Genomic DNA, 25,821 nt, shown 5'->3' on the forward strand with positions numbered 1-25,821 from the left:
CCACGAGCTTTCTCAGGTGGGCTTGGGTGGCTCCATCCAGTTTTCGGGCATCAGGTTTTGTCTTCATGCCCATATAACGCACCACGCACTATTTGGTGCACACGTCAGTAATTTCTGGACGAGCCAACTTTCAAGGCCACAACTCCAATGCAAACGCCCCCGCTCAAGCACTCGCCACCGTCGAGTGCCCGTGACGGCATGCATGACCTGCGTGTCATGCGTTACGGTTTTCTTCTGATCGAAAACTTCTCCCTGATTGCGCTTGGTTCAGCCATCGATCCGCTGCGGATCGCAAACATGATTCTCGGACGGCGCGTCTACGATTACAGCCTTGTTGGTCCGGGCAACGAGTTCGTCCGATCAAGCGACGGCATCCGCGTGGTTCCCGACGTGTCCATGTCGGACAGCGAGCCTTTCGACGTGGTGTTCGTCGTCGGGCCGAATCCCATTCCGAAAAAGGGGATTGGTTCAATCATCGACTGGCTGCGCAGGCAGGCTGGCAAAGGAACGGCACTCGGTGGGCTCGACACCGGCAGCTACTTTTTGGCGCGTGCGGGATTGCTGAACGGATATCGCTGCACGATTCACTGGGAAGACCAGGACGTACTTACCGAGCAATTTCCAAAACTCACGGTCTCAACCCGGCTGTTCGAAATCGACCGGGATCGCTACACCTGCAGCGGCGGCGTGGCGCCCCTCGATCTGATGGTGCATCTGCTCGCGAGTCCACCGGGCAGCCAGGCCCTGGCGGCGCGTGTTCTCGAATTGCTGGTTGCGGAGCCACGCAGTCGTGAGTACCGTCAGCAGACGTCCTTGCGCCAGTATATCGGCGCGGAGCATGCAAAGCTCGACGAAGCGCTGCAACTCATGGAGAGCAATGTCGAAGAGCCGCTCTCCGTGCCGGAGATCGCTTCCCAGCTGCGCGTCTCGCAACGACAGCTCCAGCGATGGTTTCTCGAACGGCTGGCCAAATCGCCCGCAGAGGCGTACCTCGAAATTCGTCTTCTTCGCGCTCGTCAGCTACTCTATCGCACTGCCACCTCGCTCGAGGAAGTGTGCGCGCGTACCGGCTTTACGTCGACGACTCACTTCTCCACGCGTTACAAGGCCCAATTCCAGATCTCCCCGATCGCCGACCGGCGTCGCTATCAGAGCGCGCTCTAGCGAGCACGCCGCATTGGCGTGCATAGCGATCCAGCAACGCTTCAGAATGAAATACTGTGGTAGCCGGCGGGCGTCGTCGTGGGCATAGCGGATGACATGTGTGCGCAGCACGCCTGCCGCCGGGCGTCATGGTTAACCCGTTTTGGCCATTTCAGGAACTAATACGGCCAGTTTGGAAATTCTCCGATTGGCCGAACTCCTATCATCTGCTCACACCCACCACGCTTTTTTCACCCAGGAGCGAGCTTATGAAGATGGAGAACCTGATTCGAATCGAGAATGGCGAGAAGGTGAAGCACACCTTTTCGGATGCGGAATACGCCAACCGTCAAGGCAAGCTGCGCGAACTGCTGGCGCGCGAAAACATCGACGCGGCGCTTTTCACGTCGTATCACAACATCAACTACTACTCGGACTTTCTTTATTGCTCGTTCGGCAGAAAGTACGGTCTCGTGGTCACGCCGTCCAAGGTCGTCTCGATCTCGGCCAACATCGACGGCGGCCAGCCGTGGCGGCGTACGGTCGGCGACTACAACGTGGTCTACACGGACTGGCAGCGCGACAATTTTTTCCGGGCCGTGCAGGGCGAAATCGACAACAAGGGCCGCGTGGGCATCGAGTTCGATCATGTGCCGGTCGAAGTGCTGGCCAAGCTGAAGGCGGCCCTGCCGTCGGTCGAGTTCGTCGACATCGGCGCGCAGACGATGCGCATGCGGATGATCAAGTCCGACGAGGAAATCGCGCTCATCAAGCATGGTGCGAACGTGTGCGATATCGGCGGCGCGGCGCTCGCGGCGGCCGTGCACGAAGGCGTGCCCGAGCACGAGGTGGCGCTGGCCTCCACGCAGGCGATGGTGCGCGAAATCGCGCGCCGCTTTCCCGATTCGGAGCTGATGGACACGTGGACGTGGTTCCAGTCCGGCATCAATACGGACGGCGCACACAATCCGGTCACCACGCGCAAGGTGCAAAAGGGCGACATTCTCAGCCTGAACTGCTTCTCGATGATCGCGGGCTACTACACGGCGCTTGAGCGCACGATGTTCTTCGACCATTGCCCCGAAGAACACCTGCGCCTCTGGAAGGTCAACGTCGAGGTGCACGAGGCCGGCCTGAAGCTGATCAAGCCGGGCGTCCGCTGTGGCGATATCGCGCTCGAGCTCAACAAGATCTATGCGGAATACGGGCTGCTGCAGTACCGCACGTTCGGCTATGGCCACTCGTTCGGCGTGCTCTCGCATTACTACGGCCGCGAGGCGGGCCTCGAACTCCGTGAAGACATCGATACCATTCTGGAGCCCAACATGGTCGTCTCGATGGAGCCGATGATCATGCTGCCCGAGGGCCAGCCCGGCGCCGGTGGCTACCGTGAGCACGACATCCTCGTGGTCGGTGAAAAGGGCGCCACCAACATCACCGCATTCCCGTACGGTCCGGAACACAACATCATCAAGGCCTGATCCGGGTATCGCTGCCCCGCGGCGTATGCCGCGGGTACTCTTTCGCTGTGGCAGGAGACGCTACCGTGTTTTCCAGGGAACAAACGATCGCCGGATTCGATCCGGATCTCGCCGAGGCGATGCGACTCGAACGCGCACGCCAGGAAGCGCATATCGAACTCATCGCGTCGGAGAACTACGCGAGTCCGCGGGTGCTCGAAGCGCAGGGCTCGGTGCTGACCAACAAATATGCAGAAGGCTACCCGGGCAAGCGGTACTATGGCGGCTGCGAGCACGTCGATGTCGTCGAACAACTGGCGATTGCGCGCGCCAAAGCCCTGTTTGGGGCGGACTTCTCGAACGTGCAGCCGCATAGCGGCTCGCAGGCCAACGCGGCCGTATACCTCGCCCTGCTCTCGCCCGGCGACACCATTCTCGGCATGAGCCTCGCGCACGGCGGCCATCTCACGCATGGCGCGAAGGTTTCGTTTTCCGGAAAGCTCTTCAACGCGGTGCAGTACGGGGTGGACGCGAAGACCGGTCTCATTGACTATGAGGAGGTCGAACGTCTCGCGCTCGAACATAAGCCTCGCATGATCGTTGCGGGTTTCTCCGCCTACTCGCGGGTACTGGATTTCGCCCGCTTCAGGAGCATTGCCGACAAGGTGGGGGCGTGGCTCTTCGTGGACATGGCGCATGTGGCGGGGCTGGTCGCAGCGGGGCTGTATCCGAACCCGGTGCCCTTTGCCGATGTCGTGACCACGACGACGCACAAGACGTTGCGCGGCCCGCGCGGCGGCCTGATTCTCGCGCGTGCAAACGACGAAATCGAGAAAAAGCTCAATGCGATGGTGTTTCCGGGCACGCAGGGCGGCCCGCTGATGCATGTGATCGCGGCCAAGGCGGTCGCGTTCAGGGAGGCACAGAGCCCGGAATTCAGGGCGTACCAGCAGCGCACGCTCGCCAGCGCGCGCGCCATGGTGGAGGTTTTCACCGCGCGCGGCTACGAGGTGGTTTCCGGCGGCACGGACGACCATCTGTTCCTCGTCAGTCTCGTGAAGAAAGGCATGACCGGAAAGGATGCGGACGCCGCGCTCGACCGGGTTCATATCACGGTGAACAAGAACGCCGTGCCCAACGATCCGCAATCGCCATTCGTCACGAGCGGCATCCGCATCGGCACCCCCGCGATCACGACCCGCGGCTTCAATGAGGATGACGCCGCATTGACTGCACGGCTGATCTGCGACGTGCTTGACCATCTGGGGGATGCGCAGGTGGAAGCCCGCGTACGCGACGAGGTCGCGCAGCTTTGCGCTCGTCATCCAGTCTATCAGGGCCTGTGAGAATGTCATGAATGTGAGCGTCTTCGATCTGTTCAAGGTTGGCATCGGCCCTTCGAGCTCGCACACCGTTGGCCCCATGATCGCCGCGTGCAGGTTTGGCGCCCGCCTGCGCGAGCGTGCGCTGCTCGAGCGCGTGTCCTCAATGCGGATCGAACTGTTCGGTTCGCTCGGTGCAACCGGCAAGGGACACGGGACCGACAAGGCGGTATTGCTTGGACTGGAGGGCAATCTGCCTGACACGGTTGATCCCGATTACGCGGAACAGCGCCTCGCCGTCATCCGTTCGGCGAAGGAGTTGGTTCTCGCCGGGGAGCGCCAGATCGCGTTCGACGAAAAGACCCAGATTGCCTTTCTGCGACGCGAGGTCTTGCCCCTGCATCCGAACGGCATGCGCTTTACGGCGCTCGATGCGAAGGGCGCCGTGCTGGATGCGCAGGTCTATTACTCGGTGGGCGGCGGTTTCGTGATTAACGATGCCGGCGACCGCCTCAACGGTCTGCCGGGTGCGAACGAGGTGCCGTACCCGTTCAGGAGCGGCGTGGATCTCCTGCGGCTGTGCGGCGAGAGCGGTCTGTCGATCGCCGACGTGATGCTGGCGAACGAGGCCACGTGGCGCACGCCTGAAGCGGTGCGCGCGGGCCTCCTGACGATTCGCGACGTGATGGCGGCATCGATTGCACGCGGCTGTTCGATCGAAGGCACGTTGCCCGGTCCGCTGAAGGTTCGGCGGCGCGCTTCCGCCATCTTCCAGCAGTTGAAGGCCCAGTCAGAAGAGTGTCTGCGTGATCCCCTGTCGATGATCGACTGGATCAACCTCTACGCGATGGCGGTCAACGAGGAGAACGCGGCGGGCGGGCGGATCGTAACCGCGCCGACCAACGGCGCGGCGGGCATCATTCCGGCTGTCCTGCAGTACTACGCCAAGTTCGTGCCGGGTGCGAACGATGACGGCGCCGTCGCTTTCCTGCTGACCGCTGCCGCGATTGGCCTGCTTTACAAGGAGAACGCGTCCATTTCCGGCGCGGAGGTGGGCTGCCAGGGCGAGGTGGGCGTGGCCTGTTCGATGGCCGCAGGTGCACTCGCGGCGGTATTGGGCGGGACGCCCGAGCAGGTCGAGAACGCCGCCGAGATCGGCATGGAACACAACCTGGGCATGACCTGCGATCCGGTGGGGGGCCTCGTGCAGATTCCCTGCATCGAGCGCAACGCGATGGGTGCAGTCAAGGCGCTGAACGCAGCACGCATGGCCCTCAGGGGCAACGGCAAGCATTACGTCACGCTGGACAAGGTCATCAAGACCATGCGCGAGACGGGCGCCGACATGAAAACGAAATACAAGGAAACCTCGCGCGGGGGCCTTGCGGTCAACGTGATCGAGTGCTGAGGGAGAAAGTCATGAGCCGCTATTCGATATTCAGTCTGTTCCGCAACGGGTTGTCGTATCACGAGAACTGGGAGCGGCAGTGGAGGAGCCCGGAGCCGAAGAAGGAGTACGACGTGGTGATCGTCGGCGGCGGCGGGCATGGTCTCGCCACCGCCTACTACCTCGCGAAAGAGCACGGCGTGAAGAACGTCGCGATTCTGGAGAAGGGCTGGATCGGTGGCGGCAACACGGCGCGCAACACCACCATCGTGCGCTCGAACTATCTGTGGGACGAGTCGGCGGCGCTCTACGAGAAGGCGATGAAGCTCTGGGAAGGGCTCTCGCAGGACCTCAACTACAACGTGATGTTCAGCCAGCGCGGCGTGATGAATCTCGCGCATACGCTGCAGGACGTGCGCGATACCGAGCGCCGCGTGAACGCGAACCGCCTGAACGGCGTGGACGCCGAGTTCCTCACGCCCGGGCAGATCAAGGAGATCGAGCCCACGATCAACCTGAACAGCCGCTATCCGGTCCTGGGCGCGTCCATTCAGCGCCGCGCCGGCGTGGCGCGCCATGATGCGGTGGCCTGGGGCTTCGCACGCGGCGCGGACCGCCACGGCGTGGACATCATTCAGAATTGCCAGGTCACGGGGATCCGCCGCGACGGCGGCCGCGTGACCGGCGTGGATACCGTGAAGGGCTTCATCAAGGCGAAGAAGGTGGCCGTGGTGGCGGCGGGCAACACCACGACGCTCGCCGACATGGCCGGCGTGCGCCTGCCGATCGAAAGCCATCCGCTGCAGGCGCTGGTTTCGGAGCCCATCAAGCCGGTGGTCAACTCGGTCATCATGTCGAACGCGGTGCACGCGTATATCAGCCAGTCCGACAAGGGCGACCTCGTGATCGGCGCGGGCGTCGACCAGTACACGGGTTTCGGCCAGCGCGGCAGCTATCACATCATCGAAGGCACGCTGCAGGCCATCGTCGAAATGTTCCCGGTGTTCTCGCGCGTGCGCATGAACCGCCAGTGGGGCGGTATCGTCGACGTCTCGCCCGATGCCTGCCCGATCATCAGCAAGACCGACGTGAAGGGCCTCTATTTCAACTGCGGCTGGGGCACCGGCGGCTTCAAGGCGACGCCGGGCTCGGGCTGGGTGTTCGCGCACACCATCGCGAACGACGAACCGCATCCGCTCAATGCGCCGTTCTCGCTGGACCGTTTCTACACCGGCCATCTGATCGACGAACACGGCGCGGCTGCCGTGGCGCACTGAATACGCACCGACGTTAGGAGAGCATCACATGCTGCTGATCGAATGCCCATGGTGCGGGCCGCGCGCCGAAATCGAATTCACCTGCGGAGGCGAAGCGGAAATCGCGCGCCCGCTCGACACCGACGCGCTGAGCGACCGGGAATGGGGCGAGTACCTGTTCATGCGCGATAACCCGCGCGGCGTGCACAAGGAGCAGTGGCTGCACACGCAGGGCTGCCGCCGCTGGTTCATGGCGACGCGCGACACCGTCACCTACGAGATTCAGGGATACGAAACGTTTGGCAAGGCCAATGCGCCTGTGAACGCACAGGCCAAAGCACAACACGGCGCACAAAACGGCGCACAGCTAGGTGCACAAAAGAGCACGCAAGGGAGCAAGCAGCGATGAGCCAGAAGAACCGACTCGGCGCCGGCGGGCGCATCAACCGCGCGATTGCGCTGACCTTCATGTTCAACGGGCGCACGTATCAGGGCTATCAGGGCGACACGCTCGCCTCGGCGCTGCTCGCCAATGACGTGCACTTCGTCGCGCGCAGCTTCAAGTACCACCGCCCCCGCGGCATCGTGACGGCCGACGTGGCCGAGCCGAATGCCGTGGTGCAGCTCGAGCGCGGCGCCTACACCGTGCCGAACGCGCGCGCCACCGAAATCGAGCTCTATCAGGGGCTCGTCGCGACCAGCGTGAATGCGGAGCCTAGCCTCGAGCACGACCGCATGGCGGTGAACCAGAAGTTCTCGCGCTTCCTGCCCGCGGGCTTCTACTACAAGACCTTCATGTGGCCGCGCAAGTGGTGGCCGAAGTACGAAGAGAAGATCCGCGAGGCGGCCGGTCTGGGCAAGGCGCCCGAAGTGCGCGACGGCGACCGCTACGACAAGTGCTTCGCCCATTGCGACGTGCTGGTGATCGGCGGCGGCCCCACCGGCCTGCTGGCCGCGCATACGGCGGGCCGCGCCGGCGCGCGCGTGATTCTCGTCGACGATCAGCGCGAACTGGGCGGCAGCCTCCTTTCGTGCAAGACGGAAGTCGATGGCCGACCCGCGATCCAGTGGGTCGAAAAGATCGAGGCGGAGCTCGCGGGCATGCCGGACGTGAAGGTCCTCTCGCGCAGCACGGCCTTCGGCTATCAGGATCACAATCTCGTGACCGTCACGCAGCGCCTGACCGAGCATCTGCCGGTCTCGACGCGCAAGGGCACGCGCGAGCTGCTCTGGAAGATCCGCGCGAAGCGCGTGATTCTCGCGACCGGCGCGCATGAGCGGCCGATCGTGTTCGGCAATAACGACCTGCCGGGCATCATGATGGCATCGGCGGTGTCGACCTATATCCACCGCTATGGCGTGCTGCCGGGCCGCAATGCCGTGGTGTTCGCGAACAACGACGCCGGCTATCGCTGCGCGCTCGACCTGAAGGCATGCGGTGCGAACGTGACGGTGGTCGATTCGCGTGCGCAGGGCAAAGGCGCATTGCAGGACGCGGCGCGACGCCAGGGCGTGAAGATCATGAACAACGCGGCCATCATGGCCGCACGCGGCAAGCTGCGCGTGAGCTCGGTCGAGGTGGTCGCGTACACGAACGGCCAGACGGGAGCGAAGCAGGCGGACCTGCCCTGCGATCTGGTGGCGATGTCCGGCGGCTTCAGCCCCGTGCTGCACCTGTTCGCGCAGTCGGGCGGCAAGGCGCACTGGAACGATGCGAAGGCCTGCTTCATGCCGGGCAAGCGCGTGCAGCAGGAAGTGAGCGTGGGCGCGGCGGTGGGCGAATTCAGCCTCGCACGCGGCCTTACCCAAGCGGTCGATGCGGGCGTCGACGCGACGAAGTCGCTCGGCTTCGCGGCCACGCGCCCGCAAGTGCCGAAGGCCGCGGAGATCGCCGAAACGCCGTTGCAGCCCCTGTGGCTCGTGGGCAGCCGCAAGGCCGCGCCGCGTGGTCCGAAGCAGTTCGTCGACTTCCAGAACGACGTGGCCGCATCGGACATCCTGCTCGCGGCGCGCGAAGGCTTCGAATCGGTCGAGCACGTGAAGCGCTATACCGCCATGGGCTTCGGCACCGACCAGGGCAAGCTTGGCAACATCAACGGCATGGCGATCCTCGCGGATGCGCTCGGCAAGACGATTCCCGAAACCGGCACGACCACGTTCCGACCGAACTACACGCCCGTGACGTTCGGCACCGTGGCGGGCCGCGAGCTGGGCGATTTCCTCGACCCGATCCGCAAGACCTGCATCCACGAATGGCACGAGCAGCATGGCGCGCTGTTCGAGGACGTGGGCAACTGGAAGCGCCCCTGGTATTACCCGAAGAACGGCGAGGACATGCATGCGGCGCTCAAGCGCGAGTGTCTCGCGGTGCGCAATGGCGTGGGTATTCTCGACGCCTCGACGCTCGGCAAGATCGACATTCAAGGGCCCGACGCCGCGAAGCTGCTCAACTGGGTCTACACGAATCCGTGGCTCAAGCTCGAAGTGGGCAAGTGCCGCTATGGCCTGATGCTCGACGAGAACGGCATGGTGTTCGACGACGGCGTGACGGTGCGCCTCGGACCGCAGCACTACATGATGACCACCACGACCGGCGGCGCCGCGCGCGTGCTCACGTGGCTCGAGCGCTGGCTGCAGACCGAGTGGCCCGACATGAAGGTGCGGCTCGCTTCCGTGACCGATCACTGGGCGACCTTCGCCGTGGTGGGCCCGAAGAGCCGCAAGGTCCTGCAGAAGGTGTGCAAGGACATCGACTTCGACAACGCCGCGTTCCCGTTCATGTCGTATCGAAACGGAACGGTGGCGGGCGTGAAGTCGCGCGTCATGCGCATCAGCTTCTCGGGCGAGCTCGCCTACGAAGTGAACGTGCCGGCCAACGCGGGCCGCGCCGTGTGGGAAGCGCTGATGGCGGCGGGCGCCGAGTTCAACATCACGCCGTACGGCACGGAAACGATGCACGTGCTGCGTGCGGAGAAGGGCTACATCATCGTCGGCCAGGACACCGACGGCTCGATCACGCCGTTCGATCTGGGCATGGGCGGGCTGGTTTCGCAGACCAAGGACTTCCTTGGCCGGCGCTCGCTCAAGCGCTCGGACACCGCGAAGGAAGGCCGCAAACAGTTCGTCGGACTGCTAACCGACGACGCGAAGTTCGTGCTGCCCGAAGGCGGCCAGATCGTCGCCGAGGATGCGCGCCAGCTCGCGGACGGCACCACGCCGATGCTCGGCCACGTGACGTCGAGCTATTACAGCCCGATTCTCGACCGCTCGATCGCGCTTGCCGTGGTGAAGGGCGGCCTGAACAAGACGGGCGAGCACGTCGTGATCTCGCTGGCCGATGGCCGGCGCGTGAAGGCGAAGATCGCCAGCCCGATTTTCTATGACACTGAAGGGGTGCGTCAGCATGTTGAATGAAACGATGGATACGGTGCCCCTTGCGGAGCGTTCGGTAGCGGTGCGGCTTGAGTCGCCTTTCGTCAGCGTGGCCGGCTTGCTCAAGGCCCAGGAGGGCCGCGCGTCGAAGGCGTTCGCCATGCGCGAGCTGCCGTTCCGCGATCTCGTGAACGTGCGCGGCGACCTGAGCGACCCCGCCTTCGTCGACGCGTTCGCCCAGGTGGTGGGCTGCCAGCCGCCCGCGCAGCCCAACACGGTCGCGCGCGGCAACGGCTACGACGTACTGTGGCTCGGCCCCGACGAATGGCTCGTGCGCTCGAACGCGCTCGTGCCGGCGGGCATGCTCGAAGCGAAGCTCGCCCCCGCATTCGGCGAGACGTACGCCGCCGCCGTGGACGTGGGCAGCGGCTACACGGTGGTGGAGATCGACGGCGCGCGCACGCGCGAGCTGCTCTCGCGCGGCTGTCCGCTCGATCTGCATCCGCGCCTGTTCACGCAGGGGCAATGCGCGCAGAGCGTCTTTTTCAAGGCCTCGATCGTGCTGATTCCCACCGGCGACGACCGCTTCGAGATCGTGGTGCGCCGCAGCTTCGCCGACTACTTCGGCCGCATCATGCTCGACGCCGTGGCGTCGCTTGCATCATGAAGATCGTCGACGGGACGTTCGATCCGGCGCTCACGGCGCTCGACGCACCGCCGGCGCGCGGGCGCGGCTGGAGCGTGTTCGTCGAGGGCTTGAGCGTGCCCGCGCGCATCGGCATTCATCCGCATGAGCACGGGCAGCCGCAGCCGCTCGTGATCGATGCGCAGCTCGGCTACCGCTCCATGCCGAAAGAGGAGAGCGACTGGATCGACTACGAAAGCTGGTGCGCGCGCATTGCCGAGTTTCTCGCGAAGAAGCCGCATACGCGGCTGCTGGAAACGCTGGTGGCCGATATCGCGGCGCTCTCGTTTCGCGAGTGGCCCGCGCTGGATTCGCTCACGCTTGAGGTGCACAAGCCGAAGATCCGGCCGGGTACGCGGCATATCGGCGTGTCGCTCGACTGGACGCGCGCCTATTATCTGCAGTGGGCGGCCTGCGAGCGTGGCGGATACGGGAAAAACACGGCACACATCCGATGTGCCAATGATGGGGAGCATTCATGAACGGGTCTTCTGCTGACGTGGCCGACAGCACGCGCCGCTTTATCCTGAACGTGACCTGCGCCAGTGCGCAGGGCCAGGTGGCTGCCGTCGTCGGCTTTCTCGACGGGTTTGGCTGCTATATCGACGAATTCTCCGTTTTCGACGATCCGCAGACCGACCGCTTCTTCGTGCGATGCGAGTTTCATGCTCCTGTGCCGAGGCGGCTGGACCGCGAGACGCTATCGGAAGGCTTTGCGCCGCTTGCGCGCCGGCACGCTTTCGAGTGGGCCATTTTCGACGCGCGCGTGAAGCCGAAGGTGCTGATGCTCGTTTCGAAGCTGGATCATTGCCTGGTGGATCTGCTGCATCGTTGGCGCATCAATGAGATGCCGATCGATATTGCGGGCGTGGTGTCCAATCATCGCGATCTCGAGCCCATGGTCCGATCTCACGGGATCGAGTTTCATCATCTTCCGGTGACGCCTGAAACGAAATCCGTTCAGGAGCAGGCGCTCGTCTCGCTGATCGAGCGCACGGGAACCGAACTGGTCGTGCTCGCCCGCTACATGCAGGTCTTGAGCGCTGGCCTGTGTGCGCGTCTCGCCGGCCGGGCGATCAACATCCACCATTCATTCCTGCCCGGCTTCAAGGGGGCGCGGCCCTATCACCAGGCCTACACGCGCGGCGTCAAGCTGATCGGGGCCACCGCGCACTTCGTGACCGGGGATCTCGACGAAGGGCCCATCATCGAGCAGGTGGTGGAGCGCGTGGATCACACTTACACGCCGGAGCGGCTGCTTGCGGCAGGGCGCGACATGGAGCGTGCTGCGCTCGCCCGGGCCGTGCAGGGCTTCATCGAGCGGCGCATCTTCATCCATGAAGGGCGTACGGTCGTTTTGCGCTAGCGACCCGATGCGCAGCATTTTCTGGCACTATCGCTGACCGTGCGGGCGACCAGCCGGTGTTCGGTCGCCCGGTCTGCAAAGCGCATGAGAGAGCAACGAAAATACGGAGAACACCACCTGGATGGAGGCGAATACCCGCAGGGGGGCTGCCGGACGTATCAAGCCGGCGCCGGCACGTCGCGAGGATAGCGAGTCTCCTGCGCCGCTTTGGCTGGCTGTGCGCCTGTCGCTGGGCAGTGCAATGGCCCTCGGCCTCGTGCGCTTTTCCTATGCCTTGCTCCTGCCAGCGATGAAGGCCGATCTCGGTTGGAGTTTCGCCGAGGCCGGTGCGATGAATACGGCCAACGCGGCGGGCTATCTGATCGGCGCGGCCGTGTTCCCCTGGCTCTCCCGCCATCGGTCGTCCTGCGCGCTGTTCGTTGCCGGTGCGTACGTGGTGATCGTGCTGATGGCATTGTGCGGGCTCGTGTCCGGCACGTCCGTGCTGCTCGCTCAGCGGCTGGTGGCCGGAATCGGTAGCGCGTTCATCTTCATCAGTGGTGGTGTTCTGGCCGCCCGGCTCGCGACGACCGTGCCGCGGCACGGTGGACTGATCCTGGGCCTTTATTACGGCGGGACCGGTTACGGCATTGTGCTGTCGTCCATTCTCGTGCCGGCCACGGTGCGTTCCGTGCCGCACGGCTGGCAGCCCGCGTGGTTCGCGTTGGCCGCTGCCTGTGCGGCCTGCACGCTGTTCGCGCGAGAAGCCGCCCGCACTATCGATGCAGCCGGCGCGGCCACCGCGAGTACGCCAGGAGGCGTAGTCAGACAGCGGACCGCGTGGTGGCGCTACGTTCCCGCGCTTGGCGGATACGGCCTCTTTGGCGTGGGGTATATCGGCTACATGACGTTCATCGTTGCCCTGTTGCGCAGCGAGGGCATGAGCCAGGGCGTCGTTTGCGCGTTCTATATCGCGTTGGGCGTCGCAACGGTTGCATCTGCACGAATCTGGTCGCGGTTTCTCGACCGCGCGCGCGGTGGTCTGGCGCTGGCGACCTTCAATGCGCTACTGGGCATCGCGACGCTCATGCCGGCCGTGTTTGGCCATCCCGTAGCGGCGGCCATTTCGGGCGTGATCTTTGGCTCGACATTCCTCTCCGCCGTCGCCTCGACCACTGCATTCGTCCGGCACAATCTTCCGTCTGACGAATGGACGTGCGGCATCAGCGTCTTCACGATCGTGTTCGCGTTCGGCCAGATCGCCGGGCCGATTGCGATCGGCTGGGTATCCGACAACGCGAGCCTCACGCGCGGGCTCGTCTATTCCTCCGCAGTTCTGCTCGTCGGCGCACTGTTCGCAGCGTGCCAGCGTCCGCTCAAGCGCCACCCCTGATCCGCCCGCTCACTGGCAAAGCCGTGGGCAACCGGACCCGTTCCGACTCACGCCTCACACCCCCTGTCCGCATGCACGGCAATGTCGCGTTCAAGCCCATTGCCTGTGCTTGCGTCTGCGCTATGCCCGCTTCCGATGCAGCGCCAAAGCCCCCGGAGTGTTTACCCTCGATGTCGAATGGAGAAAGTCGTTTGTCCGGAAAAGATATTTTCCACTGGCTGCAACTTCTACCATTGCCTTGAACGCGCGCAATTCGCAGCACCCGGCGATGTCCGCAGCGGTAGCGATCGAGACGCAATTGTCCTGACCCCAGAGCGAACCAGAAATGCCTTTGGATTCTTGGATGGTTACCAGAAAAGCGATGCCGGGAGGCCTGGAGGCGGTCAGCGAGTGCAGGATACGGTGACAGCGATGCGAGGCGCCTCGCGGTGAATGACGTTGGGCTCCTGACGCGGGCCGCACTGGCGAGCTTCATCGGCAACTTTGCGCTGTTTGGTGATACCGCGCCGCTGGGCGCCACCTGGCTGATTGCGGTGACGGGCGGCAACCTCGCGCCCGCGTGGTACCTCGTAGGTGCCGCAGGCGTGGCGCTCGTCGCGATGCTGGCGAGCCGCGAGACGTCGCGGCTTCGGCTGGTCGACGATTGACGGCGCGTGTTGCGGCGATCGCCGTTGCAAGCAGGGTCGTTTATTATTTGCGCATGCAACCATTTGTAGCTGCACAATTTCATTCAAACAAGGAGACGAGTTGATGGACGCAAAAGTGAGAATCGGAGATCTTGCATGGCCTGAATACGCGCGCCGCATCAAGGAGGATGCGCAGACCATCCTCATTCCGATCGGCGCGCTGGAGCAGCATGGCCCGCATATGTCGATGAATCCGGACGTGCTGCTGCCCACGGCGATTTCTGAAGAGGTGGCGCGCCGGATCGGCGCAATGGTCGCGCCCGCAATCGCATACGGCTACAAGTCGCAGCAAAAAAGCGGAGGTGGCAATCATCTTTGCGGCACCACGAGCCTGGACGGGCATACGCTTTCCATGACGGTCAAGGACGTCCTGAAAGAGTTCGCACGCCACGGCGCGCGCAAGATCTGCCTCGTCAACGGCCATTTCGAAAACTCCATGTTCGCGGTCGAAGGCGTGGATCTCGCTATTCGCGAATTGCGCTGGGAGGGCATTCACGATTTTCAGGTGGTCATGCTGTCCTACTGGGATTTCGTGACCGAGGAGACCATCGCACGCATCTATCCGGAAGGCTTTCCGGGCTGGGCGGTCGAGCACGGCGGCGTACTCGAGACCTCATTGATGCTGCTCCTGCATCCGCATCTGGTCGATATGACGTGCGTGCCCCGGCATGCCGCCGCCACATTTCCGCCCTACGACGTCTTTCCACCGATTCCCGAATGGACGCCCGCGTCGGGGTGCCTTTCGTCGGCCGCGGCGGCCTCGGGTGAGAAGGGCGCACTGCTGTACGAAGTCTGCGTGGAGGGCATCGCGCAGGCGCTTGGCGAAGCCTTCGAGGTCCGCGGGAAATTGGCTCAATGAATGTGTTGGCAACCGGAGAATGAAATGGCGAATCATGGAAAGCATGAACCGCGCAACGGTGTCGAGGCAGACAAGGCCTGGAGCGTGGAGCAGCACGGCATTGATCCGATTCCCCTGAAGGACCGGCACGGTACGCCGGCCGAGCTGTTCAAGATGTGGATCGGCGCCAACACGAATTACGTCGTGGTCGTGACGGGGGCGCTGGCCCTCTCGCAGGGCCTGTCACTGTGGCAGGCGCTCGGCGCGATCCTGGTCGGCAATCTGCTCGGCTGTTTTGTGCTCGGTCTCACGACGATTATGGGGCCGCGCACGGGCACGTCGGGCATCATGACCTCGCGCAGTTCGTTCGGCCAGCTGGGTTCGTTCCTGCCGAAGGCCGTGAGCCTGATCTCGGCGCTCAGCTGGTTCTCGATCAACTCCGTGGTCGCGACCCAGGCGCTGGAAACGCTGTTGAAGATGGGCGGGTTTCACAGCCACGCGGTGGTCTGGATATCACTGGCCATTATTCTCGTGGCGGAGATCCTGCTCGCGATCTTTGGTCATGCGACCATCATTGCGGCGGAGAAGTGGATCGCAGTGGCACTTGCGATCCTGTTCGGCGGGCTGGCAGCGTTCGTGTTGCCGCATACGAGCTTCGCTGCGGCGTCCGCCATCAATCATGGTGGTGGCTCTTTCAACACGTGGTTGATCGCGATGGGCATCGTCTTTTCCTATCCGATCGGCTGGGCCAACTTCGCTTCGGACTACAGCCGGTACTTTCCGGCCGAAACGAGCTGGAAGAAGATCGCGCTCGCGGCGGGTGGTGGCCAGTTCGTTGCGCTCGTGTTCTGCGAAGTGATCGGCGTGCTGTTTGCGACCGCGCTGGGCGGCACGCTCGGTGACGATCCGGTAAGCCAGTTGGGCCGGTTCCTGCCGACGTGGTTCATCGTACCGCTCCTGTTCGCAATCATACTCGGGGGGATTGCCGCAAACGTGCCCAACGGCTACACGGCGGGACTCGGCCTGCTGGCCCTGCGCATTCCGATCAACCGTGTGACGTCGCTCACCATCATCGCACTGTTCACGCTGTGCTTCCGGATCGTCACCGTGTTTTACGGGCAGTTCTTTGACATGTACCAGGTGTTCCTGAACTACATGGTGTTCTGGACTGCGCCATGGGCCGCCATTGTCATCGTCGACTACTTCATGCGCGATGGACGGTATCGCAGGGAAGACTGGATGAAATGGGGAAGCGGCGCCTACTGGTATAACGGTGGGATCTTCTGGCCCGGGGTCATCGCGTTGATCACAGGCACCGTGGCATGCGTCGCGTTTTCCAATTCGCCCACCTACGTCAGCCCGCTGATGCACAACGTCCTGGGATGGGGAGACCTGAGTTTCGAGGCTGGACTGCTGCTGGCCGGATTGACTTACTTCGTCCTCGCGCGCCGCCACCCGCTGTTTCATAAATCCAACTCGCACGTTCCGCTCAGCGCAGAAGTGCCTTCCCATTCGATCTGACTTCAATCCGGCGCTCAAGTGCCTGCGTAATCCTGCGACCCGCGTATCAAGCGGGTCGCACGGTAGCGTGTATGTTCCTGACGGCCTTCGTTCTATACATCGCTACACATCTGAACAAACATTTAGCTGATGTATGGCGATGTGCCATCGGCGGGTCGCCAACGACGTGAAGAATTATTCGTATAACTAATTAACGGACAATGAAACTATGAAAAAGGTGCTGATTGGGTCGACGATACTGGGGCTGTTCTCCATGTGTGCCCATGCGCAATCGAGCGTCACCCTGTACGGTCTCATCGATACCGGTCTTGTCTACTCGAACAATCAACTCGGTCATTCGAACTGGCAGATGATCAGCAGCGCTACCCAGAATACCGTCTTCGGGTTGAAGGGAGACGAAGACCTCGGCGGAGGACTGCATGCCATATTCAAGCTCGAGCAGGCTTTTGTGCTGAACAACGGTGCACAGGCACTTCCTGGCGACAGTTTTGGGTCGCAGGCTTTGATTGGCATGCAAAGCGATGCCTACGGGACGATGATGTTTGGCCGGCAGTTCGACGTGGTGAACGACCTCGTGGGGCCACTGTCCGCCGGATATAACACCTGGGGAGGCAGTATCGCCGCCCACCCGTTCGATAACGACAATCTGGCCTCCAACGCGGTCATCTTCAACAACACGGTCAAATACATCAGCCCGACATATCTGGGCGCAACGCTCGAGACGATGTATGCCTTCAGCAATGAGCCCGGAAATTTTGCCGTCAACCGCGCGTACGGGTTCGCGCTCTCTTACACGAAGGGGCCGGTCAATCTCGCCGCAGGCTATCTGCAGATGAACAACCCGGGCACCGGACTCGGTGCGGTGACGACGAATGACGGCAGCGCTAACTTCATCGCCCAACGCCAGCGAATCTGGTCGCTAGGGGGCAACCTGACCTTTGGTGCTGCCACGGTCGGTCTCTTATGGAGCCATACGCAGATTGACAACGCGGCAGGTGTACTTTCGTTTGGCACGGGTACGTATCTCGGTGCCAGCGATCCGTCCGCAGGTACGCTGGATGGATCGTTACGACTGGACAATTATGAGGTAAATGCGAAGTACTCACTGACGCCCGCCCTCAGCGTGTCGGGCGCATATACCTACACGCATGGTAGCTACAACGGCTCTTCGCCGGGGTGGAACACGGGCATGCTCCAGTGCGATTACGCTGTCAGCAAGCGTACCGATTTCTACCTTGAGGGGGTGTACCAGAATGTCCACGGAGCGCCCCCGAATTCTGTGCTTTCGCATGCAATGCTCAATACTCTGTCCCCCTCTTCGACGAGTACGCAGGTGGCCGTGACGGCGGGCATGCGTCACACGTTTTAGGCACACCACGAATTTACGCGGCCGATAAAGTCATGGCGTTTCTCGAAACCCACTGATTCTGCCCACCGTCGACGGCAGGGGTGCGGCCAGGAGCACGGCATCCCGGGCGTCACCTGGTAGTGCCGCGATAAACCAGCTGTATACGATTTCTCGTAGACACGGAGCTTGCCGTGCTCGAGCGCGTCAGGTTCGACCGCTGTCATCTGGTCGAACATTCAATGGGTGGTCTGACGGCGTTGATGCTGGCGCGCCGCCATCCTCCTTGCTGACCACGAGACGCGCGAGGATCCCGATGGGCAACAGGTGCCGCAGCCGCGGCAACCGGACTCAACCGCAATGAAGGAGAGAGTCGATGGCTAGTGCTGCAACGTCGCTGCGTCTATTGGTCAAGCGCTTGCTTGCTTCGGAGTTCATAGCCAAGGTACGCGTCACTTGGTCCAGAATCAGGCGCTCTGCTCGGGCGCGCGATGCATACGCTGAGACATTCAATGTGGCGGGGCAGGTTGCAATGCTTTTCTTTCGTCATCAGGACGGCACGTGGCGGCCCTATCCACCGAGTCCAGAACGACCAACCACGTGTACCTGGTGAATTTCGACGATCGCGCTTTCCAGCCGAGTGATCGAGTACGCGCGCGCAAACCTACCGTCTGGCATGTGCTTCGAGCGGGAAAAAACGCAACTGGTTGCCAGTTTCGTGGCTGCGGTCTCTGCGGATTTATTTAGTATTTCGTCTTTGTATAAAAATGGAGGTCTTTCGAGGCGCCCGCGGCAATATTCGCCTGCAGATACTGCAACTCAGGGCTCGTCCGCTCAGCTCACGCAGGCAACTGGTCAGTGGGCTGATGGACCGGTGCTCAGCTCCTGAACACGGCACTCGTAAAACCGCGGGGTGTCGATCGGCAACCGGCCAAATACCGAGCGGTAAACCAGACGATGGTGGCCCTTGACGGTCAAACGGGAACTGCACCGCTCACACACGTTCATTCGAGCGATCGCTTCAACGGCCTGCACGTAAATTATCGAACGCTGCAGCCCGGGCCTGTTCACTTACGCATTGATCATGAGCGACCGGGAAGCTCCGGCTACCTTGCTCGCCCCCCGGTACGGTTACGCCTCAGCACTCGCGTGAGCCGTGCTCGTGGCGCCACACCACGGCTTCGAGCCGCGAATGCAGGTCGAGCTTGCGCAGCACGTGCTTCACATGAACCTTGACGGTACCCGCGCTGATGCCGAGCTTGCGTCCGATGACCTTGTTGCACATGCCCTCGCCGAGGTAGTCGAGTACCTCCATCTCGCGCGGGGTGAGGTCCGATAGCGAAGGCGACATGCGCTGGCCGCCCGAGAGAGCCTGCATGAGGCTGCCCGTGACCGCGTCGCTTGGCACGGCCGCGCCCGCCAACGCTTTCTGGAGCGTGACGCAGAGGTCCTCGGGGTCCATGTCTTTGAGCAGATAGCCGTGAGCGCCCGCGCGCAGCGCGGCGACCACATCACGTTCGCGGTCCGAAACGGTCAGCATGATGAAGCGCGCGCTCACGCCGGCATCGCGCATCAGTTGAAGGGTCTCGATGCCACTGATTTCCGGCATGTTCAGGTCGATGAGCACGACCTCGGGTTTCAGGCGCACGGCCATCTCGACGCCTTCGCAACCAGTAGCGGCTTCGCCTGCGATCGAGAACAGCGGATTCATCTGGATGAGTTGCGCGACGCCTTTGCGAAAGAGTGCATGGTCGTCGATGAGCAGAACAGTATGGGGGGGCATGGAGCTTCCTTGGCGCGTTAGCCAGACTACCTGTCTCTACTGGAACGGCGTGCGATCCGTTTTGCAGCGCGTGCGTTCATTTTCGCATGTAGCCCACTGGAACATGATCTTTTCTTGATTCGGTAAGTTGAACGGTTCCATCGCTAGTCCAGCATCTCGTCGGAAGCAGTGCATCGCACGCTTCAGGTTCGTTGCATATGCACTGACTGCTACCTAGAGTTCGTGCAAGACGGTCCCGGCGAAGGAATAGATGTTCTCGTGTTTGAACCCATAGCGGCCGCCTTTGACACGGATCTGCGGTTCGAGGGTAAATAGGCCCGCCTCTCCGAGAGTATGCGTGACGTTCGGTGCGATGAAGTCGAGCGCGCTCATATCTGCCTGCACACTGTGGCCGAGATAGTCCAGTAGCTCACATTCGAGCCGGTCGGCTGCATCCTTCACGATCCCGTACAACTCATCGAAACGCAGTTCAGGCCTGGCCACACGCAGAAGCAGGGTGTGCAGCGATGCCTGTGCGTGGGCGCCCGCGAGAAACTCACCGTCACGGTGAGGCACGCACCGCACTTGTCCATCTTCGATGAAGTAAGTGCGGGCGAGATCGCCGCAGTATCCATTCATTGCCGGATTGAGGTCAATGGTCAGCACGTCGTGGCTTTTGAGGGGTGCACGATCGGGAACGTAGGCCTCGCGCGAAATGGCGAGGCAGGTATGCTCGCCGGCCAGCACGAGCGCAGGCAATGCGCGATACCAGTATGAGGGGCGGCCGGGATTCGCAAAAAATCCGCCATACTTCCAGTTAAATCACTGATCTATTTGGAGAAGTTGATAGACCGGTCGAGCTGCGACTACCGTTTCTGCGAGTCCATTGGATCGCCATGCCTGTACCATGCCGCGGCTGGTAAGCGCGCCGAGACAGAGTTGATGTTGCCGAAACTTGGTTCGGCGTAGCCGGGGGTAGCCAGACACCGTTGCGCAGGAAAGCTGGACGAATCCTTCGCCAATCAAATGACCGCGCCTCCCGCGTTGCTCGAATCGGGCGCGAAGGACAATGGCCAGCAGTTCCTCGCTCGTCACGGGGACCATGTTTTATGAAAATGGTGCCGCCTGCCTGTGGCGGCGTCAACGACCCGCGCCGTCAAATGCCCTGTTCGGCGAGGTCTAGTGCAAAGTAGGTGAATATCAGGTCGGCGCCCGCGCGCTTGATAGCACCGATGCTCTCCCGAACAACCCGTGATTCGTCGATTGCGTCGGCGGCGGCCGCGAATTTAATCATCGCGTATTCGCCGCTGACCTGGTAGCCGCCAAGCGGCAACCTTGTCGCTTCCCGGATGTCTCGAATGACGTCGAGGTAGGCGCCAGCCGGCTTCACCATCAACGCATCAGCCCCTTGCGCCTCGTCTGCGAGTGATTCCCGAACGGCCTCGCGCCGGTTCATTGGATTCATCTGGTAAGCCTTGCGGTCACCTTTCAACTCGCTCTCTGCTGCTTCCCTGAAAGGACCATAAAGGGCGGAAGCAAATTTTGTCGAGTAAGAAAAGACTGGGGTGTCCATCAAGCCGTTTGCGTCCAATGCCACCCTTATCGCGGCGACCTGACCGTCCATCGCAGTCGACGGCGCGATGACATCGGCGCCAGCCTGGGCCGCAATGACGGCTTGCTTTCCGAGATTCACCAGCGTCGCATCGTTCTCGACTTCACCGTCATGCACGACACCACAATGTCCGTGTGTCGTGTACTCGCAAAAACATGTGTCCGACATGACGACCATGTCCGGCGCTACCTTCTTGATTCGCGACGCCATGCGAGCAACCAGTCCGGCATGTTGCCAGGTGTCCGTGCCTACGTGGTCTTTGTGGTGAGAGATACCGAACGTCATGACTGACCTGATTCCTGCCCGCGCATATCGCTCGATTTCGCTTTCGAGCTTGCTTTCTGGGATTCGGAAAACTCCCGGCATGCTTTTGATGGGCACAAAGTCGGTGGCGCCTTCATCAACAAAAATCGGTAACACAAGGTCGTTCAGAGAGAACTCGGCTTCGGTGAAGATCTCTCGAAGCGCCGGTGACCGGCGTAGACGGCGATGCCGCGAAAACGTGGGGATATTCAACTTGTTACCTATCAAGCGATGGAGTTTTAGGCGGGGCGCATGCTGCGCCTCGCATTGCTGGGATGCGGCCGCCGCAGCTTGCCCGCTTATCAGTGTATACCCTATGGAAATTGCAATCCACCAAATACGGCCTCATAATTGAAGCGCTTCATATATGCTTTCAGGTCTTTTGCCGAATGTATGCCGGTGAACATAGCCCTTTCGTTGAAGCGTTTCAAATGTACGCATCACGGTTGCCGGCTTTCACCTCCAAACTAAACTGGAGCTTCTGATGTCCTCTGTTCTCAAACGAAAGCCAGACGAACTGGCGGTGCCGTATCAACTCCCCCAGGTGCCCTTCATGTCACCGGATATCGTCCACCTCGGCGTGCTCGATAAGTGGCTGGAAGACGACAAGCTTTGGGTTCCGATGACCGAGACGGTATCGTTCAAGCCGCTTCTGCTATGCGCGAGCCAAGGTTATTACGTGAACCTGCTCCGCGTTCGCCAGTCGGGCGTGCTGTCGCGGCACCGTCATACGGGTCCAGTGCACGCAATCGTCCTGAAGGGCCGCTGGTACTACCTCGAACACGAGTGGGTGGCAGAGGAAGGCTCATACGCGCACGAACCCGCGGGCGAGACGCATACGTTGTTCGTGCCGGAAGGCGTCGACGAAATGATTACGTGGTTCCACGTCACAGGCGGCTACACCTACGTGGACCCGCAGGGCGTTGCCGTTGGCTACGAAGATGTCTTCACGAAAATTGAAGCTGCCCGGAAATACTACGAAGAATCAGGCTTGGGTGCCGACTACGTGAAGCAGTTCATCCGCTAGGGCGGGGGCGTCAACGAGGAAAGCGCCGGCCGGTGCCGACGCCTGCTTCAACCGGTCTTGCGGCGAGGCTTCTTGATAGGCGTTGCGCTTTTCGCATCTGCCGGAGCTTCACCGAGGCTCTCCCGGATGACGATTGTGCATTCAACTGATAGCGGCTCCATACCTGTCCGTTTTTCCGCCAATTCAACGATACGACGAGCCGCCAGCACACCTATTTCCTTGGTTGGAACTCGAATCGTTGTGAGCGGAGGATGTGTCAGTTCCGCGAGTTCGATATCGTCCATGCCTGTGATTGACATATCCTCGGGCACGCGAATTCCTAGGATTCCGCACTCATGAATCGCTCCGATGGCTTGCAAGTCTGTATGGCAAATCAGCGCGGTAGGCCGTTCATCGAGTGCCGCAATTCTCCGAATTGCGTCCCGGCCGCCCTGGATAGAGAACGGCTCCTCAAATATCAAATCCTTCGAAAGCTCGAGGCGCACCTCTTTCATCGCGTCCGCAGTTCCGGCCACGCGCTGAAGCGCGCGCTGGTTGTGCTCCATGGAGCCGCAGACAATCGCTATCCTCTCATGCCCTCGCGCAAGCACTTCCTTGGTCATGTCATAGGTCGCGCGCCAGTTGTCAAAGCCAATGCACTCGCCATAACGTGGCTCGTCGCGCTGCCAGGTCAAAACAAGTGGAATACGTCGTTGACGCATCAGGTCGAAGACTCTGTCTTCGTGGGCGGTGCCCACCAGGACCACACCGTCTACCCCGCGCTCGACCACTGCTCGAACGACGTCATATTCGCGCTCAGGAATGTACTCATGTATGGCGAGAACAACCTGATAGTTCATTGCCCAGAGAGTCTGCTGCAGCGTATGGAGCGATTCGACGAACGCCGGGTTGTACATCGTCGGATAAATGGCGCCGATGGTCCGAGTTCGCTTCGATGCGAGCGCACGAGCAGCTCCGTTGCTCACATAGCCGAGCTGCTCTACCGCACGTTTCACCTGCGCGAGCGTCTTGGGCTTGACCTGATCGGGGACAGAAAGTGCGCGCGACGCGCTCCCCAGCGACACACCGGCGAGCTTCGCAACGTCTTCGAGGGTTGGGCGGGGTGGGTCGAGATTCGTCATAGAAGACATTATTGCAAAACGCGGATTGCCGCGCCCTCCGTGTTGCCCTTCGGGTATACACCCGTGTTGACAAAAGCGCTTGCGGATAAAATAATTGAAGCGCTTCAAGTAGGCTAGTAAGCCAGACTTAAGAGTCAATATAGCACCGCCTAATGGCGATTTGTTAACCCTTCAAAATGAAGCGCTTCAATAAAGGCAACGTTTCTGGATGACCTCACTGCTCGTCCAGAGCGCAAAGACGGCATGGCCCGGCGCCAAGCGGATGCGGATAACCCTCACATCAGGGAGTAGCAATCAAATGAACCACCAGAATAGAGTTGTTTTAGTGACGGGCGCGGCGGGCGGCATCGGTTCAGCAATCGTCGAGCGGTACATCCGTGAAGGGGCCAGTGTCGGCATCATCGACTTCAACGAGAAACTCGGCGCCGAGAAGACGGCCGAGTGGACCGAGGCAGGTGCGAAGGTTCATTTCGTTGCCGCAGACGTCGGCAAGTATCAGGATTGCGAGCGGGCGATCGAATCCATCGCGTCCAGGTTTGGCGACGTTGACACGCTCGTGCTGAACGCCGGTATCTCCCCAAAGCACGACGGCAAACCGAAGCGCATCTTCGAAATGGACCCTGCAGAGTGGGCTCAAGTTGTCGACGTGAACCTGAATAGCGCGTTCCACTTTTGCCGAATAGCTTCGCCTTCGATGGTGAAGCGCGGCTTTGGTCGCATCGTAACGATGTCCTCGGTTGCAGGTAAGGCGTACCTCGACATTGTGGGCGCCCACTACAGCACCACCAAAGGGGCACTGATTGCGTTCACGCGCCACCTTGCCGGCGAACTTGGGCCCCATGGAATTACCGTGAACGGTCTGGCACCGGGCCGAATTGACACACCGCTGCTGAGAACCGTTTCCGGCGATGCGAATGCAGCCGTCGTCGACGTCACCCCACTGCGACGGCTCGGCACCACCGACGAAGTTGCGTCGGTATGTGCATTCCTGACCTCACCCGACGCGAGCTTTGTTACCGGCCAAATCATCGATGTCGCAGGCGGATGGCTGATGACCTGAACCCAGGTCGTCCGCCAGTCAAATTAGGAGACGGATATGTTGCGCACAATGGGATTCCCCGGTCAGTACCTGCAGGGACCAAAAGCTCTGCTCGAGCTTGGTCCACTGCTCAGGAAGATGGGCTTCAGGCGCCCATTGACTGTTTGCGACGCGGTTGTTGGCGAAAAAGTGTGGCCGCTCGTATCGTCGGCGATGTCTGAAGCCGGGCTCGCTGCGGAGCGAATGGTCTTCCCAGGTGAATGCACGAAGGCTGCGATTAACGACCTGTCGGAAGAAGCGAAGAAACATCAGCCCGACGTCATTATCGGGCTCGGCGGCGGCAAGACCATTGACTCGTCCAAGGGGGTGGCCGCGAATCTCGATATTGATGTCGTGATTTGCCCGACCATCGCTTCCAACGACGCACCCACCAGTCGCCTGATTGTGCTGTACGACAACACTCACCGGGTCGCTGGCGTCGAGTATCTGAAGAGCAATCCTTCCGCGGTTGTCGTCGACACCGAGATTATCGTCCAGGCCCCCGCCCGATTCTTCGCTGCTGGCATCGGCGATGCCGTCAGCAAAAAGTTCGAAGCAAACCAGTGCAAAGGCGCGCATGGAAACAACTCGTTCGGTACGCCCCCACTAGATACGGCGCTGCTTCTCGCGAATGCGACCTACAACACGCTGGTCAATCATGGGCCGGCCGCATACGCATCCATTCTGGATGGCGAACTCGATGACGAAGTCGAACGAGTGGTCGAGGCGACGGTGCTCCTGAGTGGCATTGGCTTCGAAAGCGGAGGCCTCTCGCTCGCGCACGCCCTCATCCGGGGGCTCACTGCAGTACCCACGATGGCAGCAATGCTTCACGGCGAGCTCGTCGCATTCGGCACTCTTGTTCAGGCTGTCATCGAGGAGCGAAGCGAAGCGGAGGTGTCGGAGCTGCTAGGTCTGCTGCTGGCTGTGAAGCTTCCGGTCACATTCAAGCAGTTGGGTCAGGCTGAGGCACTTACTCCTGACGAGATGTCGACTGTCGTGAATGCGACGCTGGCCGCCGCATACAGCAAGAACATGAACCCGCCGCTCACCGCTGAGCGCCTCACGAATGCGCTGCTGGCCGCGGACCGAATCGGCGCAGCCGCCTTGTAGTTCCCACACCCCCCCGAGGGCATCGCCCCTTAGACGTATCGTCTGCAATTTT

General features: G+C 61.6%; 21 protein-coding genes and 2 pseudogenes. 18 read left to right on the forward strand and 5 right to left on the reverse strand.

Annotated features, from left to right (window positions below; translation table 11 throughout):
* Positions 1-147 precede the first annotated feature (147 nt).
* From HV773_RS30135 to HV773_RS30205, 15 genes are all read left to right on the forward strand, one after another.
* Positions 148-1,164: a GlxA family transcriptional regulator gene (locus tag HV773_RS30135; RefSeq protein ID WP_246282502.1), complete on the forward strand. Its 1,017-nt coding sequence runs from the start codon at positions 148-150 to the stop codon at positions 1,162-1,164.
* A gap of 248 nt (positions 1,165-1,412) precedes the next feature.
* Positions 1,413-2,624 (forward strand): M24 family metallopeptidase, encoded by a 1,212-nt coding sequence (locus HV773_RS30140; RefSeq protein WP_175197697.1) that lies wholly within the window; start codon positions 1,413-1,415, stop codon positions 2,622-2,624.
* Between the two features lie 65 nt (positions 2,625-2,689).
* Positions 2,690-3,949, forward strand: a complete 1,260-nt coding sequence (gene glyA / locus HV773_RS30145) for a serine hydroxymethyltransferase (protein ID WP_175197698.1) — start codon at positions 2,690-2,692, stop codon at positions 3,947-3,949.
* A gap of 7 nt (positions 3,950-3,956) precedes the next feature.
* Positions 3,957-5,333, forward strand: a complete 1,377-nt coding sequence (locus tag HV773_RS30150; protein WP_175197699.1) for an L-serine ammonia-lyase — start codon at positions 3,957-3,959, stop codon at positions 5,331-5,333.
* A gap of 11 nt (positions 5,334-5,344) precedes the next feature.
* On the forward strand, positions 5,345-6,589 hold the full coding sequence (locus HV773_RS30155) for a sarcosine oxidase subunit beta family protein (protein WP_175197700.1): 1,245 nt from the start codon (positions 5,345-5,347) through the stop codon (positions 6,587-6,589).
* Between the two features lie 28 nt (positions 6,590-6,617).
* The gene (locus HV773_RS30160; protein WP_175197701.1) at positions 6,618-6,977 is read left to right on the forward strand and encodes a sarcosine oxidase subunit delta; all 360 of its coding nucleotides are present in this window, start codon (positions 6,618-6,620) and stop codon (positions 6,975-6,977) included.
* Positions 6,974-9,982 (forward strand): sarcosine oxidase subunit alpha family protein, encoded by a 3,009-nt coding sequence (locus HV773_RS30165; RefSeq protein WP_175197702.1) that lies wholly within the window; start codon positions 6,974-6,976, stop codon positions 9,980-9,982. Before HV773_RS30160 ends, HV773_RS30165 begins: the two co-directional genes overlap by 4 nt.
* Positions 9,972-10,607, forward strand: a complete 636-nt coding sequence (locus HV773_RS30170; RefSeq protein ID WP_175197703.1) for a sarcosine oxidase subunit gamma — start codon at positions 9,972-9,974, stop codon at positions 10,605-10,607. The genes HV773_RS30165 and HV773_RS30170 overlap by 11 nt, the downstream gene beginning before the upstream one ends.
* Complete coding sequence (locus HV773_RS30175) at positions 10,604-11,107, forward strand: dihydroneopterin aldolase (protein ID WP_175197704.1); 504 nt, start codon at positions 10,604-10,606, stop codon at positions 11,105-11,107. Before HV773_RS30170 ends, HV773_RS30175 begins: the two co-directional genes overlap by 4 nt.
* Complete coding sequence (gene purU, locus HV773_RS30180) at positions 11,104-11,991, forward strand: formyltetrahydrofolate deformylase (RefSeq protein ID WP_175197705.1); 888 nt, start codon at positions 11,104-11,106, stop codon at positions 11,989-11,991. The genes HV773_RS30175 and purU overlap by 4 nt, the downstream gene beginning before the upstream one ends.
* Before the next feature lie 121 nt (positions 11,992-12,112).
* The gene (locus HV773_RS30185) at positions 12,113-13,363 is read left to right on the forward strand and encodes a YbfB/YjiJ family MFS transporter (protein WP_175197706.1); all 1,251 of its coding nucleotides are present in this window, start codon (positions 12,113-12,115) and stop codon (positions 13,361-13,363) included.
* A 428-nt stretch (positions 13,364-13,791) separates the two neighbouring features.
* Complete coding sequence (locus HV773_RS30190; protein WP_246282503.1) at positions 13,792-14,010, forward strand: hypothetical protein; 219 nt, start codon at positions 13,792-13,794, stop codon at positions 14,008-14,010.
* 103 nt (positions 14,011-14,113) lie between these two features.
* Positions 14,114-14,908, forward strand: coding sequence for a creatininase (locus HV773_RS30195; RefSeq protein WP_175197707.1), 795 nt, complete (start codon positions 14,114-14,116; stop codon positions 14,906-14,908).
* Between the two features lie 24 nt (positions 14,909-14,932).
* Positions 14,933-16,408 (forward strand): purine-cytosine permease family protein, encoded by a 1,476-nt coding sequence (locus tag HV773_RS30200; RefSeq protein WP_175197708.1) that lies wholly within the window; start codon positions 14,933-14,935, stop codon positions 16,406-16,408.
* Between the two features lie 208 nt (positions 16,409-16,616).
* On the forward strand, positions 16,617-17,777 hold the full coding sequence (locus tag HV773_RS30205) for a porin (protein ID WP_175197709.1): 1,161 nt from the start codon (positions 16,617-16,619) through the stop codon (positions 17,775-17,777).
* 764 nt (positions 17,778-18,541) lie between these two features.
* Here the strand turns inward: HV773_RS30205 and HV773_RS30210 are convergent.
* From HV773_RS30210 to hemB, 4 genes and pseudogenes are all read right to left on the reverse strand, one after another.
* Positions 18,542-18,809 (reverse strand): annotated as a pseudogene (locus HV773_RS30210) (ISKra4-like element ISBte1 family transposase); the annotation flags it as partial.
* An 82-nt stretch (positions 18,810-18,891) separates the two neighbouring features.
* A complete protein-coding gene (gene narL, locus HV773_RS30215; RefSeq protein ID WP_175197710.1) occupies positions 18,892-19,536 on the reverse strand; it encodes a two-component system response regulator NarL in 645 nt (214 codons plus the stop codon).
* Positions 19,537-19,749: 213 nt separating this feature from the next.
* Positions 19,750-20,277: pseudogene (locus HV773_RS30220) on the reverse strand (M24 family metallopeptidase); the annotation flags it as partial.
* Between the two features lie 394 nt (positions 20,278-20,671).
* The gene (gene hemB, locus HV773_RS30225) at positions 20,672-21,643 is read right to left on the reverse strand and encodes a porphobilinogen synthase (protein WP_175197712.1); all 972 of its coding nucleotides are present in this window, start codon (positions 21,641-21,643) and stop codon (positions 20,672-20,674) included.
* A 271-nt stretch (positions 21,644-21,914) separates the two neighbouring features.
* On the opposite strand from hemB, the gene HV773_RS30230 reads away from it, so the two are divergent.
* Entirely contained in the window at positions 21,915-22,457 is a 543-nt protein-coding gene (locus HV773_RS30230; RefSeq protein WP_175197713.1) for a 2,4'-dihydroxyacetophenone dioxygenase family protein, read from the forward strand.
* 47 nt (positions 22,458-22,504) lie between these two features.
* Here the strand turns inward: HV773_RS30230 and HV773_RS30235 are convergent, their stop codons facing one another.
* The gene (locus HV773_RS30235; protein ID WP_246282504.1) at positions 22,505-23,578 is read right to left on the reverse strand and encodes a LacI family DNA-binding transcriptional regulator; all 1,074 of its coding nucleotides are present in this window, start codon (positions 23,576-23,578) and stop codon (positions 22,505-22,507) included.
* Between the two features lie 298 nt (positions 23,579-23,876).
* Between HV773_RS30235 and HV773_RS30240 the strand changes: the two genes are divergently transcribed.
* Both HV773_RS30240 and HV773_RS30245 read left to right on the forward strand, forming a co-directional pair.
* Positions 23,877-24,638 (forward strand): SDR family oxidoreductase, encoded by a 762-nt coding sequence (locus tag HV773_RS30240; protein ID WP_175197715.1) that lies wholly within the window; start codon positions 23,877-23,879, stop codon positions 24,636-24,638.
* Positions 24,639-24,674: 36 nt separating this feature from the next.
* Positions 24,675-25,769 (forward strand): glycerol dehydrogenase, encoded by a 1,095-nt coding sequence (locus HV773_RS30245; protein WP_175197716.1) that lies wholly within the window; start codon positions 24,675-24,677, stop codon positions 25,767-25,769.
* The last annotated feature ends 52 nt before the right edge of the window (positions 25,770-25,821 follow it).

The organism is Paraburkholderia caffeinitolerans, from assembly GCF_902859945.1.
GTDB classification, from domain to species: domain Bacteria; phylum Pseudomonadota; class Gammaproteobacteria; order Burkholderiales; family Burkholderiaceae; genus Paraburkholderia; species Paraburkholderia caffeinitolerans.